Source organism: Pseudomonas asuensis (assembly GCF_014646755.1).
In the GTDB taxonomy this organism is placed as follows: Bacteria; Pseudomonadota; Gammaproteobacteria; order Pseudomonadales; family Pseudomonadaceae; genus Chryseomonas; species Chryseomonas asuensis.
The window spans coordinates 318,423-333,582 of record NZ_BMNW01000005.1 but is presented as its reverse complement, the minus strand read 5'-3'; the positions used below and the strand labels follow the sequence as shown (position 1 = coordinate 333,582).

Sequence of the window (15,160 nt, the reverse complement as noted above, 5' to 3'; positions counted from 1 at the left end):
AATAAAAGGAATGCCCATGAAACGCTTTCTCTTCGCAACTCTGGCCGCGACTGTGCTCTGCGGCCCGCTGGCAACCCTGACCGCTCAGGCCGCCGATGACATTCGCCCCCGCATGATCCGCTTCGGCTATGGCCTCAACGAAGACAGCAACCAGGGACGCGGCGCCAAGGTGTTTGCGGAGGAGGTGTCCAAGGCGTCAGGCGGCAAGCTCAAGGTGCGCACCTTTGGTGCCGGAAGCCTTGGCCCGGATGCCCAAATGCAGAATGCGTTGATTGGCGGCGCGCAGGAAATGATGGTGGGCTCTACCGCGACACTGGTCGGCATCACCAAGGAAATGGCGATCTGGGATACGCCCTTTTTGTTTTCCAACGCAAAGCAGGCGGATTATGTGCTCGACGGGCCGGTCGGCCAGCAGATCATGGACAAGCTCCAGGATAAGGGCCTTGTTGGCCTCGTCTACTGGGAAAACGGCTTTCGTAACATGACCAACAACGTTCGCCCGATCAACAAGCTGGAAGACTTCTCCGGCATCAAGGTGCGGGTGATGCAGAGCCCGGTCTTCATGGATACCTTCAAGCAGCTGGGTGCTAACGCCGTGCCGCTGCCGTTCTCTGAACTCTTTACCGGCCTGGAGACCAAGGCCGTAGATGGGCAGGAAAATCCCTTCAATACGATCCTGTCCTCCAAGTTTTATGAAGTACAGAAGTACCTGACCGTGACGAACCACGTGTATAGCCCCTGGATCATGCTGGCATCCAAGCGCTGGTGGGATGGCCTTTCCAAGACAGAACAAAACATCCTGATGGAAGCGGCCAAGAAAGCTCGCGATGCTGAGCGTCTGGATACTCGTGCTGAGGGCGAAAAAGCCCTTGAAGAGCTGAAGACGCACGGTATGCAGATTAACCAGGTCAGTGTCGAGGAAACCCAGCGTATGCGCGAAAAGGCACAGCCCGCGATCCAGTCGGTTATCAATACCGTTGGCAAGCCATTGTTTGATCAGGTTCAGGCTGAAATCCAGAAAGCGCCACAGTAAGGGCGCTTCACCCTGTAAATCGAGGGTGCAGTACCGATCTTTCCCAGTCTGCTTCCAGGCCGTGCAACACCAGAAAACCCCAGCTCGCAAGCTGGGGTTTTTCATTTATGCAAAAAGTTATAAGCAAATGAATAAAAATGATTTTTAGATATATGCCAAGGCTTGCTATGGTTCGCCTCATACCTGAAGGGATACAGACCCTGACAGGACAGTTGAAGGGGAACGGCAATGTTAGTGGTTTCGCTGGCGGGCAGCCCAGGTGTCAGGTCACGGTCGAGTGTACTGCTTGGCGAGGCGCGGCAATGGCTGAACGCACATGGGGTTGAAGTAGCCTCCTGGCGCATCCAGGACTTTCCACCCGAAGATTTGATCCAGGCGCGGTTCGATAGCCCTCAGGTCAAGGCCTTCGTAGAGCACGTGCACAATGCGGACGGCCTCGTAGTGTCCACACCGATCTATAAGGCCTCGTTTTCCGGGGTGCTCAAGACGGTGCTGGATTTGTTACCGGAGCGGGCACTCAACCACAAGGTGGTGCTACCGCTGGCAACTGGGGGCTCTATCGCTCACATGCTGGCCGTGGATTATGCGTTAAAGCCGGTATTGGCTGCGCTCAAGGCGCAGGAGATCTTGCCCGGTGTGTTCGCGGATGACAGCCAGGTTAGTTATGACAGTGACACGCCTCTGTCGTCTGCACTGGCAGAGCGCTTGGATGAATCGCTCGAACTGTTTCTGGCCGCACTGGCCCGCCGCCCGAGGCCGGTCGAGCCACATGTTTTGACAGCGCAGCTGACACAGGCACGCTGGAGTATTTGATGTAATTACTCCCATCGGGGAGAACAGATTACCCACCTTACTGACCCGTCAACGGGGCAGCAGGCAGGACACCACTCGAAGCCAAGGAGCACGCCATGCGCGTCAAACCCTTGCATCGAAGATGGGTTGCCGCGCTGCTGTTGGCCCTGTCGCTCGATGCCACTGTTCAAGCCGCCGAAACCTTACGGGTCGGCTATCAGAAATACGGCACGCTGGTGCTGCTCAAGGCCCGTGGCACGCTGGAAAAGCGCCTGGCCGAGCAGGGCGTTACTGTGCAATGGACTGAATTTCCTGGCGGCCCCCAATTACTGGAAGGGCTGAATGTTGGCAGTATCGACTTTGGCGTTACTGGTGAGACCCCACCGGTCTTCGCCCAGGCCGCCGGTGCCGATCTTGTTTACGTAGCCCATGAGCCGCCCGCGCCAACCAGCGAAGCGATCTTGGTGCCCAAGGATTCCTCGATCCAGACGCTGGCTGACCTGAAGGGCAAAAAGATCGTCCTTAATAAAGGTTCCAACGTTCATTACCTACTGGTCCGCGCCCTGGAAAAGGCCGGGCTGAACTACAGTGATATCCAGCCGATTTACCTGCCGCCGGCCGATGCCCGTGCCGCTTTTGAGCGCGGCAGCGCCGATGCCTGGGTTATCTGGGACCCTTATCAGGCGGCGGCTGAAAGCCAGCTTCAGGCCCGTACGCTTACCAATGGAACCGGACTGGTCGACAACCACCAGTTCTATCTCTCAACACGTCCTTACGCCCAACAGCACCCGCAAGTCATTGCCACGCTGGTCGACGAAGTCCGCTCAGTGGGTGAATGGGCCAAGGCCAACCCCGATGACGTTGCCAAGCAGGTAGCGCCGTTACTCGGTTTGCCGGAAGACATCACCCATACGGTGGTAGCGCGACAAGGATACGGTGCTCAATTCATTACGCCCGAGGTTGTAACGGCACAGCAAAAGATCGCTGATGCCTTTGCCCAGATTCGCCTGATTCCCAAGCCCCTTATCGTTCGTGACGTGATCTGGACGCCGCCTGCAATTCTTGCACGCCACACGGAGGTGAAACCATGACGCCTGTTTTCTTGACTCGTAGTCTGATCCTGCTGGGTACGCTGGCTACATTCGCCTTTCAAAGTGTCTGGGCTGACCCTAAAGAGCTGCGTATTGGCTACCAAAAGAGCGCCGTGAATCTGGTAGTGGCGCGTGAGAAGCGCTTTCTGGAGGTACGCTTTCCCAATACAGCCGTGCGCTATGTCGAGTTTCCTGCTGGGCCACAACTGCTTGAAGCGTTGAATGCGGGCAGCATCGACTTAGGGGCGACAGGCGATATCCCACCGATTTTCGCCCAGGCCGCTGGGGCCGATCTGCTCTATGTTGGCACCGAGCCCGCCAAGCCGTTGGCCGAGGTCATCCTGGTAGGCGAGAACAGTCCGATCCACACCCTGGCGGATCTCAAGGGAAAAAAGGTGGCCTTCCAGAAAGGCTCCAGCTCCCATGCCCTGCTGCTTCGGGCGCTTAATCAGGCAGGACTCAGTTACACCGATATCCAGCCGGTCTACCTGCCGCCTGCCGATGCCCGTGCGGCGTTCGATCAGGGCAACGTAGACGCTTGGGCCATCTGGGATCCGTTCTACTCGGCAGCACTCTTGACCGGTCAGGTGCGTGTGCTTACTGACGGCCGCAATGGGTTGTCCAACTCCGGCTCCTTTTATCTCGCGGCCCGCTCGTTCGCTGAAAGCAATCCTGACCTCATCCCGCAGATTTTCGAGGCGTTGAATCAGGCCGAAGCGCTTACTCGGGCTAACGCTGAAGGCAGCATTGAGATTATGACCCGCCAGTTGGGCTTGCCACGCGCCGTGGTCGCCTCCTATTTCGATCATCGTCCAGACTCGCCCATCAGCCCGATCACGGCCAAGGATATCGAGAACCAGCAGCAGACCGCTGACCTGTTCTACCAAAACCGCCTGATTCCCAAGCCGATACGCGTGGCCGACGTTGCAACGCCTAGCGTACCGGCCACTGCGCAACGCCAAACCCATACCGAGGTGACGCCATGAATACGAAACCCCTGCCCACGATCGCCAGCCGTCTGGTCGAGCGTTATCTGAATGGGATGGATCAGGCGATGGCGCACGTCATGGAGTGCCTTTGTCGATGCCCATGTGCAGCCCGTGCCGCGAGTGACTACAGCGGACGCCACTAAAAGGCCTTTGAAACCCACGTTCGAATTGACCCAGATTTCCATTTAACGGAGCCCTACTCATGAGCAATCTAAACGTTTTCTGGTTTCTACCTACCCACGGTGACGGCCATTACCTGGGCACTGCCGAAGGTGCTCGCGCGGTTGATCATGGCTACTTGCAGCAAATCGCCCAGGCAGCGGACCGCCTGGGCTTTGGTGGCGTACTGATTCCCACCGGTCGTAGCTGCGAGGACTCCTGGCTTGTAGCTGCCTCGCTGATTCCTGTCACACAGCGGCTCAAGTTTCTGGTAGCCCTGCGCCCTGGCATCGTGTCCCCAACGGTAGCGGCGCGTCAGGCCGCCACGCTGGATCGCTTGTCCGGTGGCCGGGCGCTGTTCAACCTCGTGACGGGCGGCGACCCGGAAGAGCTGGCCGGGGATGGCTTGTTCCTGAGCCATGAGGAGCGCTATGAGGCTTCAGATGAGTTCACCCAGATCTGGCGTCGCGTGCTGGAAGGCGAGACGGTCGACTTTGATGGCAAGCACATCAAGGTCAAGGGGGCCAAGCTGCTTTATCCGCCGCTGCAACAACCACGTCCGCCACTGTACTTTGGAGGCTCCTCCGAGCCTGCCCAGGAACTGGCTGCCGAGCAGGTCGAGCTGTACCTGACCTGGGGTGAGCCGCTGGACGCGGTGCGTGAGAAGATCGAAGCCGTCCGTGAAAAAGCGGCGCGCCATGGCCGTACTGTTCGCTTCGGCATCCGTCTGCATGTGATTGTACGTGAAACGAATGAAGAGGCCTGGAAGGCGGCCGACCGGCTCATTGCCAACCTTGATGATGCCACCATCGCCAAGGCCCAGGCCTCGTTTGCACGGTTCGACTCGGTTGGTCAGCAGCGCATGGCTGCGCTGCACGGCGGGCGACGCGACAAGCTGGAAATCGCGCCCAACCTTTGGGCAGGCGTGGGCCTTGTGCGCGGCGGGGCGGGGACCGCTCTGGTCGGCGACGGCCCCACCGTGGCCCAGCGCATGAAGGAATATGCCGAATTGGGCATCGATACCTTCATCCTGTCCGGCTATCCGCACCTGGAGGAGTCCTACCGCGTGGCCGAACTCCTGTTTCCGCACCTGCCGCTCAGCCGACCCGAGCAGCCGACGGGTGCCAATAACATCAGCCCCTTCGGCGAGATCGTAGCCAACGACATCGTGCCATCCTCAACCACGAAGTATGCCGCGCAGAGCTGAGGAGGCGGTATGAATCATACGATCAACACCTCCCTGCAACGCATAGCGCCCTGGGTGCTGCCCGTGCTGCTGCTGGCCGGATGGCAGGTGGCCGTGGAAACCGGCCTCTTGTCTAGCCGTATCCTGCCAGCACCCAGTGCAGTGCTGGAAGCAGGCTGGAGCCTGGTGCGCAGTGGCGAACTCTGGCAACACCTCGTCATCAGCAGCTGGCGCGCCAGTATCGGCTTTGCTATCGGAGGTGGTATCGGCCTGCTGCTGGGTTTTATTATCGGGCTTTCACGCTGGGGCGAGCGCCTTTTGGACAGCTCCGTACAGATGGTACGTAACGTGCCGCATCTGGCGCTTATCCCGCTGGTCATCCTGTGGTTTGGGATTGATGAGTCGGCCAAGATTTTCCTGGTGGCGCTCGGTACGTTCTTTCCGATTTACCTGAACACCTACCATGGCATTCGCAACGTCGATCCGGCCCTGATGGAGATGGCGCGCAGTTACGGGCTCTCCGGCTATCGGCTGTTCGCACAGGTCGTGCTGCCTGGGGCGCTGCCGTCGATCTTGGTGGGTGTGCGGTTTGCCCTGGGCCTGATGTGGCTGACCCTGATCGTGGCGGAGACCATCTCGGCCAGTTCCGGCATTGGCTACCTTGCCATGAACGCCCGTGAGTTCTTGCAAACCGACATCGTGGTGCTGGCCATCGTGCTCTACGCCATCCTTGGCAAGCTGGCAGACCTCGCTGCCCGTGGGCTTGAGCGTACATGGCTGCGCTGGCACCCGGCCTACCAGAAAACAGGAGGTGCGACATGACGGCTCTACACAGCTTGCCCTACAAGCGGGGCACAGCCTTGGCGCTGAAAGGTGTCGGCAAGCGGTTTGGCGAGCGCGATGTGCTTCAGGGTATCGACCTGAGCATCCCCTCTGGCCAGTTTGTGGCAGTGGTAGGGCGCAGCGGCTGCGGTAAGAGCACGTTGCTACGCCTTGTGGCTGGGCTGGATCAGCCCTCTGGCGGTCAGTTACTGGCAGGAAAGGAGCCGCTGTTCAAACACCGCGAAGAGACTCGGCTGATGTTCCAGGACGCCCGTTTACTGCCCTGGAAACGCATCATCGATAACGTCGGCCTGGGCCTCAAGGGTAACTGGCGGCAAAAGGCTCTGGAGGCGCTGGACGCCGTGGGCTTGGCGGAGCGTGCCCATGAGTGGCCCGCTGCGCTTTCCGGTGGCCAGAAACAGCGCGTGGCATTGGCCCGCGCCTTGATCCATGAACCACGCCTGTTGCTACTCGACGAACCTCTGGGTGCACTGGACGCACTGACCCGCATCGAGATGCAGCAGCTCATTGAACGACTCTGGCAACAGCATGGCTTTACCGTCCTGCTGGTGACGCACGATGTCGGCGAGGCCGTAGCGATGGCTGATCGTGTGCTGTTGATTGAGGAAGGTCATGTGGGCCTGGACCTGAACGTCAACCTGCCGCGCCCACGTAACCGCGGCTCTGCTGACCTCGCCGCACTGGAGGCCAATGTACTGGCCCGTGTGCTAGCCCAACCTACAAACCCCAACCCCTACGAAGCCGACTACCGCCCCACGCAACTGCGCTGGGCACTCTGATCATCAAGGAGCACAACCATGACTATTAAAGCCATCAACGTTCGTAACCAGTTCAAAGGCACCATCAAGGAAATCATCGAAGGTTCAGTGCTTTCCGAGATCGACGTACAGACCGCGGCCGGCGTTGTGACTTCCGTGATTACTACGCGCTCAGTCAGAGAACTTGAGCTGGTGGTGGGCAGTGAAGTAATTGCCTTTGTGAAATCGACCGAGGTATCCATCGCCAAGCTTTAGTCAGCCAAGGCTCAATCTGAATCACGCTGCCTGTAGTTATTCCCCTATAAGGCACCTTTAGCCCGCTGCAAAGCGGGCTCTTTTTAAGGGCAACTATTGTTTGGAAATCGCAAGGCTCGTCTGAATAAGCGTGTCAAACGAGATAGGCTTGCTCATATGCTCGTTAAAGCCAGCCCGTTTGGCATTCTCAATATCAGTCCGGCTACCGTAACCCGTCAATGCAATAGCAGGTGTCTGTTGGTTAGGCCCTTTCTGACGAATAAGTCCCATCATCTGGCAGCCGTCCATGCCCGGCATTCCAATATCCGACAGGATCAGGTCGAACTTGGTCTCCGTCGCCAAAGCCAGACCTTGCTCGCTGCCGGTTGCTGTTGTGACTTCAGCATCTTCACTTTCGAGCAGCATCTGCATGGTTTCAGTAATATCTTCGGAGTCATCGATCAACAGAATTTTCAGGCCATGAAGTTGACCTTGCTGTACTACTGATTCAGTGTCTTCACAAGAAGCTTCCGCCTCAGAGCACTTCGGCATCCACACGCTAAATTGTGAGCCTCTGCCGACGCCTTCGGATCTGGCCTCAATTCGGCCACGGTGGGCTTCAACCAATTGCTTCACCAATGCCAGACCTATTCCCAGGCCGTGCTTGGCTCGGGCCGTATTCTGCATTTCGGCTTGGCCGAACATGTCAAATACCTTGGGTAGAAAGTCGGGCTCTATGCCCTGACCCGTATCCGTCACATCCAGCCGGATCATGTCGCCCTCATCGCTGAGCCTAATAGTGACAAGCCCACCTTCTGGCGTGAATTTCACAGCATTATTGAGGATATTCCAGGCAATCTGCTCCATACGTGTACGATCCGCTTCGATGAGCCAAGGCTGCTCGGGCACGTTAGGCCCTTCGAGGCGAATGGATTCGGCTACGGCCGTCGGCCGTAATACGTTGGTGATCTCCTGCAACAGGCTGACAATGTCTACTGGGGTGCAGTTGAGCTTAAGTTTGCCGGTACGCACGCGGGAGAAATCAAGCAGGTCATCAATGATCTGCGCCTGGCTACGTACCGAACGCTGAATAGTCTCGGCCGCGCGCAGGGTTGCTGAGGAAGCGCGGACCGATGGCGCTCGGGCAATCAGCTCGACATTCAACTGGATAAGGTTGAGCGGGTGTTTAAGCTCATGGGACATGACCGCAAAGAATTCATCCTTGAGCTGGCTGCTCGCTTCCGAGCGTACCAGTTGGTCCTCCTGCTCGCAGGCACGTTGATAGTCTGCGGTAGTGTCCCGAACGATCTTGGCGTAGCCACGTAACTCGGTATCGCGCATGGGGTAAACCACGCCGCTGCAATATAATCGGCTACCGTCCTTGCGCTGATGCCAGCGCTGATCGATTGAACTGCCGTATTCACGCGCACCTTTCAGTTCAGCCTGATGCTCGCCCTTGGCACGTTCTTCAGGGGTGAATATGAGGTCAATACACTGACCTAATACCTCTGCTTCGGTATAGCCAAACATCAGCTTTGCACCCTGGTTCCAGGTGGTAATCAGTCCGTCCTCGTCCATGGTCACTATGGCGTAGTCGGTTACGCTCTGGGCGACCAGCTTCATGTGCGCCTCGCTGGCGCGTGCCTGTTCTTCCGCGTGACGTCGTTCGGTGATGTCGATGAAAGTCAGTACGGCCCCTTCGATTCGGTCATCCGTTGTGCGGTAGGGCAAGAGACGGGCGAGATACCACTGGCCGGTTGGAGCCCGGACTTCCCGCTCAATCAGGTGCAGCGATTCAAAAACGCGCGAGGCGTCTTCTGCCAGTTCGTCATAGTCCAGACGATGAGTGATGTCGAGCAGCGAGCGACCGGCATCGTTGGCAATAATATTGAAGAGGTTGGTCGCGCGAGGGGTAAACCACTTGATACGCATACCTCGGTCGACGAATACTGTAGCGATATCGGTCGAGGTAATCAGGTTTTGCAGGTCATCATTGATCTTGCCGGTTTCTTCGATCTTGCTCTTAAGCTCGGCGTTGACGGTAATCAGCTCCTCGTTGATTGACTGCAACTCTTCCTTGCTGGTCTCCAGTTCTTCTGTGGCCGAGCGCAATTCTTCGTTGATCGCCTGAAGCTCTTCGTTGGACGCCTTGAGCTCTTCCGTCGAGGTTTCGGAGTGCTCAATGGTGAGCTGTAACTGCTCCTTGGTGCGGTGCAACTCTGCTTCAAGCTGGGTCAGTACGCTGTCCTTGGCCTCAGTGTGCGGTGTACTGGATTCCATACTCATCACATCTTCGACTTCATCGAAGATCACTAGCATGAAGTCACTATTGGCCTCGTTGTCACGGAACGGCCTGACCACCATGTTGATATAGTACGTTCGGTCGTCGCGGGTAACTCGTACCCGACGCGCTTCGACGCTTTTGTTGGTCTGCAAGGCCTGGAAGAGAGCAGTCCTCAATTCCAGACGCAGCTCAGGCTGTACCAGGGTGGGCAGGTTGTGCGAGGGTTCGCCGCCGACATACCGCAGGAAGCGCCCGGCGCGATCAGACATGTGCACAATGTTCGATTCATGATCGACAATCACGCTGGGCGGTGCGTACTGCTCCAGCACGCGCTGGTGGACTTCGGCAAAGGAAATCTTTTTGCCACGGCCAATCATTTGCTGCTGCTGCTGCTTCGGCGGCAGCTGCGGCAAGCGTAAGGATGGAGACCCTGAACTCAAGTGAACTGCTGGCCGAGTCCGCAAAGTGCTCGACGTACTCTTGGCGCGATAGACACGGTTTTTCTTGTCAACCGGTGCAAACAGATTGCTGCACATATCCGCCGACTCGGAGCTTCCCAGAAAGAGATAGCCACCAGGCTTGAGCGCAAAGTGAAACGTTTGGAGGATCTCGCTCTGCACGTCACGGTCCAGATAGATCAGCAGGTTGCGGCAGGTGATCAGGTCCAGCCGCGAAAACGGGGGATCGCTTAAAAGGTTGTGCGCAGCAAACAAGATACGCTCGCGCAGTTCTTTCTTGACCCGGTAGTGTGACTGCTCCTTGCTAAAGTGCTGGCGGATGCGCGCCGGAATAACGTCCGTGACGATGGCAGAGGGATAAAGGCCCGCACGGCCAATGACTAGCGCCTGCTCATCAATATCTGTTGCAAACACCTGAATCTTGGCCTGTGAGTTTTTTAACTCCGCCTGCTCGGTAAGCAACATAGCCAGCGAATAGGGCTCTTCCCCCGTAGAGCAAGCAGCGGACCAGACCCGTATCTCTTTGTTTTCACCTTCGGAGGCCGCAAACTGCTCAAAGATCTCTGGAATGATGTCCCGTTCAAGCACCTCGAATGATTCACGGTCACGAAAGAAGTTGGTGACGCCAATCAACATGTCCTTGAGAAGAGCTGGCGTCTCCTCAAGGTGGTCATGCAGAAACGTAGCATAAGAGGCCATGTCGGGAATGGCATTGACCTGCATCCGCCGCTCGATGCGCCGCAATACGGTTGCGGCCTTGTATTGCTTGAAGTTATGACCCGTACGCGTGCGTAGCAGTGAGAGAATATCGCGTAGCGCCAGTTGGTTCGGCCGCTGTTTGATCTCGGGTTCTATTTCAAATGCACTTTCGTAACGCGGATCACTAACCGGTATCTGGATGTGCGTAAGGTTTGTCCCCAACTCCAGCAGCTTTTGCGGCATGTCGACCACCGGCATGACAATATCCACTGTGCCGGTTGAAATGGCATTGCTGGGCATGGAGTCGTATTCGGCATCCTGCGGGGATTGGGCAAGAGTAATGCCGCCTTGCTCCTTTAACCGGGCAAGGCCCACAGAACCGTCGGAGCCAGCGCCGGAGAGCACAATGCCAATAGCCTTGGTTTTATGCACATCAGCCAGCGCGCGAAAGAACAGGTCGATAGCTACCTGATCGCCTCGGGTACGCTGCGGCTCAGTGAGCCGGAGGTAACCATCGTTCATGCCAAGATCTTTAGCTGGCGGAATAACGTAGACGTGGTTTCTCTCTATCAGTACAGGCTCAGTGACCTGCTTTACCGGCATTTTGGTTACGGCCTGGAGAATGCGATCGGCTGAACTGGTGTGCTTGGGGGAAAGATGCAGGACAACTACAAAGGCCATGCCGCTTTCGCTAGGCATGTTTTCAAAGAATTTCAGCAGAGCCTGCAATCCACCTGCTGACGCGCCAATTCCCACTACTGGAAACGTGACCGAGCTGCTCATAAGATGTTTTTGGTTATCTGGAACAGACGACTGGGTAGACGATTCCATAGAGTCCTATGTGAACTAAGCAGGATGCCTTCAACTATAAAAGGCAAAATCAATAATCAGCATGACACCGTTGGGACAGCCTCAACAACCAAGCCTGTCTGTCTGCTGCGATAAAAGCATTAATTCAATAAGCATGCTCCTGCAACAGAAGATCATTAATCATAGACGTTGGCTCGGGAAATCTTTCTTATCAGATAGGTGGCCCGGCACAGCGAAATGGCCCTTTATTACATTCACAGCACGTAAAACAAAATGGCAATGAAATGGAAGGCGCTTCCGGCCATGACAAATAAGTGCCAGATGCCATGCCAATGGCGAAAACGGTGATCGAAGGCGAAAAAGACAATACCTATGGTATAGAGGCATCCACCTGCTACCAGCCAGAGAAAGCCCGGCGTCCCCAGCGCGGCCAGCAAAGGATTGACGGCTATCAATACGATCCACCCCATCACGGCATAGATCACTACCGATAAGACACGTGCCTCTGAGCGCGGCTTGATTTCCTGCAACATGCCAACCGCTGCCAGCCCCCAGACAATGCCGAATAATGTCCAGCCCCAGGAACCCTTTAAGGTAATCAGGCAAAAGGGCGTGTAGCTTCCAGCGATCAACAGGTAGATCGATAAGTGATCAACCTTGCGCATGATTGTTTTCGCGCGGCCTTGCACACTGTGGTAAATCGCTGAGGCGCTATAGAGCAGCACCAGTGTGACGCCATAAATGAGGATGCTGATAATCTTGGACGGTGAGCCTTCCAGGCTGGCGCGCACCAGCAGCCACACCGCGCCCATAAACGCCAGTGCCGCACCAATCAGGTGTGTCCAGGCATTGAATCGTTCTCCGTAGTACATAGCTCTCCTGGGTTGAATAGCGCTCGATTCATGACAGCCTCACGCCGTTTCTCCGGCACTGCCCGGGGTAGTGCTAAAAGCTCCATCTGGTACGGGCCGCATGCACTACCGCTCTCTGGCATACCGCTGCGTTGGGCAGTTTGTCGCTTTGATCGCAGTGCAAGACAAGGATTCCCACCCGTCGCCACAGGCCTAAATAACCGCACATCATGTGACGAATACGCCTATGGTGAAGTAGCTGCGTTGCTATCACGCTGCCATGACCCCTGGAGGGTGTTTTATCTACACCCAGCCTCTCTTTGGATCACTGCCGCCTCGGCACCCGGTGAATGTTTGCCTGTTGCTTATCCTATCCAGGAGTCTTTCCATGTCTGATCGTCAAACCGGCATCGTCAAGTGGTTCGACCGCGCCAAGGGGTATGGCTTTATCATTCAGACTCAAGGGCCTGAGCTGTTCGTACACCATAAGGCGATCAAGGGTGCCCATGCTCTCAAGCAGTTGATAACGGGGCAGTCCGTCTCCTATGTTGCCGCTGAGGGCCGGCCGGGGAAAGGCATGCAGGCTGAGCACGTTGAGGCGCTCTAAGCGCTTCGCCCATTTTCCTGGACAGTAAACGCAGCGCTGGCTGCTAGTACTCACCACTCATGCTCGGCGAGGTATTTCCTATGAACAGCTATCTTAAAACCCTGTCGTCCTCCTTTGAGGTCAACCTGCCCGTCATTTCATCCATTCGACCCGATGGCAGTCTGACCCTAACGTTTTCAACGCAGAGCAAGGATGTCGTTGCCATACGCGTGATTTCTGCAGCAGACCTGGGTGATCAGGAGCGCTTGCATACCGTTATCGAAGGGATCAAGACACAGCTCGCCGTGATGACTGGGAAGATGAACCGAAAGGCTACGACCCGTAACAATATGGTGTATCTCAATCGATTTCGTAACGAATGGGCGCAGGCGCCGTTAGCAGCAGGTTTTACAAAACCTTTTGTATCACCGGATGCGCCTGTACCAAACTGATCCAGTGCCTAAATGAGGGTTCACGGGTACGCCTTGTCGCGTACCCGTTAATAAGAGGGCACTCAAGGCAAAAAAAAAGCCCCGCAATGCGGGGCTTTTTTGGATCAGGTGTCTTAAACGACTTGAACCTGATCAGCTTGCATGCCTTTCTGACCTTTGACAGCCAGGAAAGACACCGCTTGACCTTCGCTCAGGCTCTTGAAGCCAGTGCTTTCGATCGAGCGGTAATGGACGAACAGATCCGGACCACTCTCTGGAGTGATAAAACCGAAACCTTTTTCATCGTTAAACCATTTGACGGTGCCATTTTGACGACCAGACATGATGTATCTCCAAGGTAAAATAAGACTGCGACGCTGAAACATTCAGGCCGAGACTGAGGTGCGAAAGTAAAACGAGCCGAGGAGATGAAACGAAAAACAGAACATCAGGCCAGGTATCGAAGTAGCAGTTGCAAAGCAGTGAGGCCACCATACGCTCTTTTTGGCCCTTGTATACCTTTATTTTAGTTTTTATGAATATTTACTCGTTTTGAATTTCTGTGGACGAGGGGAGATATCTAGGATAATCAGAACGTTAGGCAAATAATTACAGCTCGCCTATTTTGTTGAAATGAAAAAAGTTGCCGCGTATTAATGAGATCGCTCAGTTTCTTAATATTCCGTCTGTCCAGTATCGTGATAAAACCCATATGCAGGTCTGAAAGCGACTACGAAAGAGAGTACAGTGGTTTTACTGTATAGCTAATTGTCATCGCGATGCTGACTTGATGGTCCGCTTGTATTCATCTCCTCGGTTCCTCTGCCCTTTAGGTGCAGTCTCGGTGCGTTTAATACGCCACTGTGATTTCAATCTCAGGAGATAAATAATGTCCATTCGACATCAAGGTACTATCAAGTGGTTTAGTGAGCATAAAGGCTTTGGCTTTATTATTCCTCAAGAAGGGCCTGACCTTTTCATTCACATGAACTCTTTTGAAAACCAACGCTTTAGAGGCTTGAATGAAGGTCAGCTTGTGAGTTATCAGCTGGTCGTAGGGCCTAGAGGCTTCGAGGCGAATCAGGTTAGAGAGCATTGATGCTGAACCCCGCAATGCGGGGTTTTTCATGTCTATCAATAAGCTGAGCGTAAAGTAAGGAAAAACCATGTCGAATGAACTGTCTGCACCTGTTCTCCTGTATATGAAGTCGCAGTTTTTGCCCTTGGGTTTCCAGGTGCTGGAAGAGAGCGACAAGGGCTTTGCTGTGCGAATATTTAATCAGCAGAGCGGGACCACTATTTTAGAAGCCAGGCGGAATAATTCACCTCACATGATGAGCCAGGTGGAAGCGCATGCATGGGTGGCAAGTATCAAGCGTGAAATAGATAAACAGTTTTACGTTCAAAGCAAAAAGAGTCTGGATAAGGTTTAAAGAGTCATAACGCTCCTTAATTAACTACGCAGGTACTATATGGTTGCTTGGACAATCAAGACCAGCGATGGAAGAACGCTACATAGCTGTTCATTGCGAGGGAAGTTAATAACAGTGGTATGGGAGGAAAGAGATATACCCGCCAATTGCGTTGAATCCCAACGGCCATCCATCGAGTTTCGCAGTGAACATCAGGCTCGGGCCTTTCTTGCTTCGCTAAAGCTATTGCGTATGGAAGAGTTCAGTGGTGCGGCTATTGTGCAAACTATAGGGAGATAAGTTTTAAGCGTGGTCGCCATCGCTTTTAGTATGTAACGCTTCGCTTGCCTATGCGTTTTCCGCGTCTGTAATTTACGCTTAGGCTGTTCTCTTAATAGGTAATCGTTTCTTACGCTGTCAAATCGACTCTTGAGAAAGAAGTAGACATATCCTTAATGCCTCCATGCTCTACCGTCAGGCTATATATAAAAGCGGCATTCTTTTGAGCCGCTCTTTAAAGGACTTGTCAGCTTTAAAAAGCGCT

General features: G+C 55.1%; 17 protein-coding genes. 14 read left to right on the top strand and 3 right to left on the bottom strand.

The genetic code is table 11. The annotated features are described in order from the left end of the window. Nucleotides 1–16 precede the first annotated feature (16 nt). The 9 genes from IEX86_RS13430 to IEX86_RS13390 all read left to right on the top strand — a co-directional run bounded on the left by IEX86_RS13430 (nt 17) and on the right by IEX86_RS13390 (nt 7,106). A complete protein-coding gene (locus IEX86_RS13430) occupies nt 17–1,033 on the top strand; it encodes a TRAP transporter substrate-binding protein (protein WP_188866630.1) in 1,017 nt (338 codons plus the stop codon). A gap of 228 nt (nt 1,034–1,261) precedes the next feature. Continuing rightward, nucleotides 1,262–1,846, top strand: coding sequence for an NADPH-dependent FMN reductase (gene ssuE, locus IEX86_RS13425; protein ID WP_188866629.1), 585 nt, complete (start codon nt 1,262–1,264; stop codon nt 1,844–1,846). Between the two features lie 95 nt (nt 1,847–1,941). Next, nucleotides 1,942–2,916, top strand: coding sequence for a sulfonate ABC transporter substrate-binding protein (locus IEX86_RS13420; RefSeq protein WP_188866628.1), 975 nt, complete (start codon nt 1,942–1,944; stop codon nt 2,914–2,916). After that, nucleotides 2,913–3,902, top strand: coding sequence for an aliphatic sulfonate ABC transporter substrate-binding protein (locus IEX86_RS13415; RefSeq protein ID WP_188866627.1), 990 nt, complete (start codon nt 2,913–2,915; stop codon nt 3,900–3,902). Before IEX86_RS13420 ends, IEX86_RS13415 begins: the two co-directional genes overlap by 4 nt. Further along, entirely contained in the window at nt 3,899–4,048 is a 150-nt protein-coding gene (locus tag IEX86_RS13410) for a hypothetical protein (RefSeq protein ID WP_188866626.1), read from the top strand. Before IEX86_RS13415 ends, IEX86_RS13410 begins: the two co-directional genes overlap by 4 nt. Nucleotides 4,049–4,107: 59 nt before the next feature. Further along, nucleotides 4,108–5,271, top strand: coding sequence for an FMNH2-dependent alkanesulfonate monooxygenase (gene ssuD, locus IEX86_RS13405; protein ID WP_188866625.1), 1,164 nt, complete (start codon nt 4,108–4,110; stop codon nt 5,269–5,271). 9 nt (nt 5,272–5,280) lie between these two features. Next, nucleotides 5,281–6,072 (top strand): aliphatic sulfonate ABC transporter permease SsuC, encoded by a 792-nt coding sequence (ssuC, locus tag IEX86_RS13400; protein WP_188866624.1) that lies wholly within the window; start codon nt 5,281–5,283, stop codon nt 6,070–6,072. Next, nucleotides 6,069–6,872: an aliphatic sulfonates ABC transporter ATP-binding protein gene (ssuB, locus tag IEX86_RS13395; protein ID WP_188866623.1), complete on the top strand. Its 804-nt coding sequence runs from the start codon at nt 6,069–6,071 to the stop codon at nt 6,870–6,872. The genes ssuC and ssuB overlap by 4 nt, the downstream gene beginning before the upstream one ends. Before the next feature lie 18 nt (nt 6,873–6,890). Beyond that, nucleotides 6,891–7,106, top strand: coding sequence for a TOBE domain-containing protein (locus IEX86_RS13390; RefSeq protein ID WP_188866622.1), 216 nt, complete (start codon nt 6,891–6,893; stop codon nt 7,104–7,106). Nucleotides 7,107–7,199: 93 nt separating this feature from the next. Here IEX86_RS13390 and IEX86_RS13385 read toward each other — a convergent pair whose 3' ends face one another. Both IEX86_RS13385 and trhA read right to left on the bottom strand, forming a co-directional pair. Next, nucleotides 7,200–11,357, bottom strand: coding sequence for a CheR family methyltransferase (locus IEX86_RS13385; RefSeq protein WP_188866621.1), 4,158 nt, complete (start codon nt 11,355–11,357; stop codon nt 7,200–7,202). A gap of 233 nt (nt 11,358–11,590) precedes the next feature. Further along, nucleotides 11,591–12,208, bottom strand: a complete 618-nt coding sequence (trhA, locus tag IEX86_RS13380) for a PAQR family membrane homeostasis protein TrhA (RefSeq protein ID WP_188866620.1) — start codon at nt 12,206–12,208, stop codon at nt 11,591–11,593. Between the two features lie 30 nt (nt 12,209–12,238). Here trhA and IEX86_RS13375 point away from each other — a divergent pair, with 30 nt between their 5' ends. The 3 genes from IEX86_RS13375 (at nt 12,239) to IEX86_RS13365 (ending at nt 13,225) form a co-directional block, all read left to right on the top strand. Then, entirely contained in the window at nt 12,239–12,583 is a 345-nt protein-coding gene (locus IEX86_RS13375; protein WP_188866619.1) for a hypothetical protein, read from the top strand. Beyond that, a complete protein-coding gene (locus tag IEX86_RS13370) occupies nt 12,576–12,794 on the top strand; it encodes a cold-shock protein (RefSeq protein ID WP_188866618.1) in 219 nt (72 codons plus the stop codon). The genes IEX86_RS13375 and IEX86_RS13370 overlap by 8 nt, the downstream gene beginning before the upstream one ends. An 80-nt stretch (nt 12,795–12,874) precedes the next feature. Continuing rightward, entirely contained in the window at nt 12,875–13,225 is a 351-nt protein-coding gene (locus IEX86_RS13365) for a DUF3509 domain-containing protein (RefSeq protein ID WP_188866617.1), read from the top strand. Between the two features lie 113 nt (nt 13,226–13,338). On the opposite strand, the gene IEX86_RS13360 is transcribed toward IEX86_RS13365, so the two are convergent. After that, complete coding sequence (locus tag IEX86_RS13360) at nt 13,339–13,548, bottom strand: cold-shock protein (RefSeq protein WP_188866616.1); 210 nt, start codon at nt 13,546–13,548, stop codon at nt 13,339–13,341. A gap of 545 nt (nt 13,549–14,093) precedes the next feature. On the opposite strand from IEX86_RS13360, the gene IEX86_RS13355 reads away from it, so the two are divergent. Further along, complete coding sequence (locus IEX86_RS13355) at nt 14,094–14,303, top strand: cold-shock protein (RefSeq protein WP_188866615.1); 210 nt, start codon at nt 14,094–14,096, stop codon at nt 14,301–14,303. 67 nt (nt 14,304–14,370) lie between these two features. After that, the gene (locus tag IEX86_RS13350) at nt 14,371–14,637 is read left to right on the top strand and encodes a DUF1652 domain-containing protein (protein ID WP_188866614.1); all 267 of its coding nucleotides are present in this window, start codon (nt 14,371–14,373) and stop codon (nt 14,635–14,637) included. The last annotated feature ends 523 nt before the right edge of the window (nt 14,638–15,160 follow it).

Excerpts from the sequence above, each read along its gene's own strand:
- IEX86_RS13430 (WP_188866630.1), top strand. The coding sequence starts at position 17 with ATGAAACGCTTTCTCTTCGCAACTCTGGCCGCGACTGTGCTCTGCGGC.
- ssuE (WP_188866629.1), top strand. The coding sequence starts at position 1,262 with ATGTTAGTGGTTTCGCTGGCGGGCAGCCCAGGTGTCAGGTCACGGTCG.
- IEX86_RS13420 (WP_188866628.1), top strand. The coding sequence starts at position 1,942 with ATGCGCGTCAAACCCTTGCATCGAAGATGGGTTGCCGCGCTGCTGTTG.
- IEX86_RS13415 (WP_188866627.1), top strand. The coding sequence starts at position 2,913 with ATGACGCCTGTTTTCTTGACTCGTAGTCTGATCCTGCTGGGTACGCTG.
- IEX86_RS13410 (WP_188866626.1), top strand. The coding sequence starts at position 3,899 with ATGAATACGAAACCCCTGCCCACGATCGCCAGCCGTCTGGTCGAGCGT.
- ssuD (WP_188866625.1), top strand. The coding sequence starts at position 4,108 with ATGAGCAATCTAAACGTTTTCTGGTTTCTACCTACCCACGGTGACGGC.
- ssuC (WP_188866624.1), top strand. The coding sequence starts at position 5,281 with ATGAATCATACGATCAACACCTCCCTGCAACGCATAGCGCCCTGGGTG.
- ssuB (WP_188866623.1), top strand. The coding sequence starts at position 6,069 with ATGACGGCTCTACACAGCTTGCCCTACAAGCGGGGCACAGCCTTGGCG.
- IEX86_RS13390 (WP_188866622.1), top strand. The coding sequence starts at position 6,891 with ATGACTATTAAAGCCATCAACGTTCGTAACCAGTTCAAAGGCACCATC.
- IEX86_RS13385 (WP_188866621.1), bottom strand. The coding sequence starts at position 11,357 with ATGGAATCGTCTACCCAGTCGTCTGTTCCAGATAACCAAAAACATCTT.
- trhA (WP_188866620.1), bottom strand. The coding sequence starts at position 12,208 with ATGTACTACGGAGAACGATTCAATGCCTGGACACACCTGATTGGTGCG.
- IEX86_RS13375 (WP_188866619.1), top strand. The coding sequence starts at position 12,239 with ATGACAGCCTCACGCCGTTTCTCCGGCACTGCCCGGGGTAGTGCTAAA.
- IEX86_RS13370 (WP_188866618.1), top strand. The coding sequence starts at position 12,576 with ATGTCTGATCGTCAAACCGGCATCGTCAAGTGGTTCGACCGCGCCAAG.
- IEX86_RS13365 (WP_188866617.1), top strand. The coding sequence starts at position 12,875 with ATGAACAGCTATCTTAAAACCCTGTCGTCCTCCTTTGAGGTCAACCTG.
- IEX86_RS13360 (WP_188866616.1), bottom strand. The coding sequence starts at position 13,548 with ATGTCTGGTCGTCAAAATGGCACCGTCAAATGGTTTAACGATGAAAAA.
- IEX86_RS13355 (WP_188866615.1), top strand. The coding sequence starts at position 14,094 with ATGTCCATTCGACATCAAGGTACTATCAAGTGGTTTAGTGAGCATAAA.
- IEX86_RS13350 (WP_188866614.1), top strand. The coding sequence starts at position 14,371 with ATGTCGAATGAACTGTCTGCACCTGTTCTCCTGTATATGAAGTCGCAG.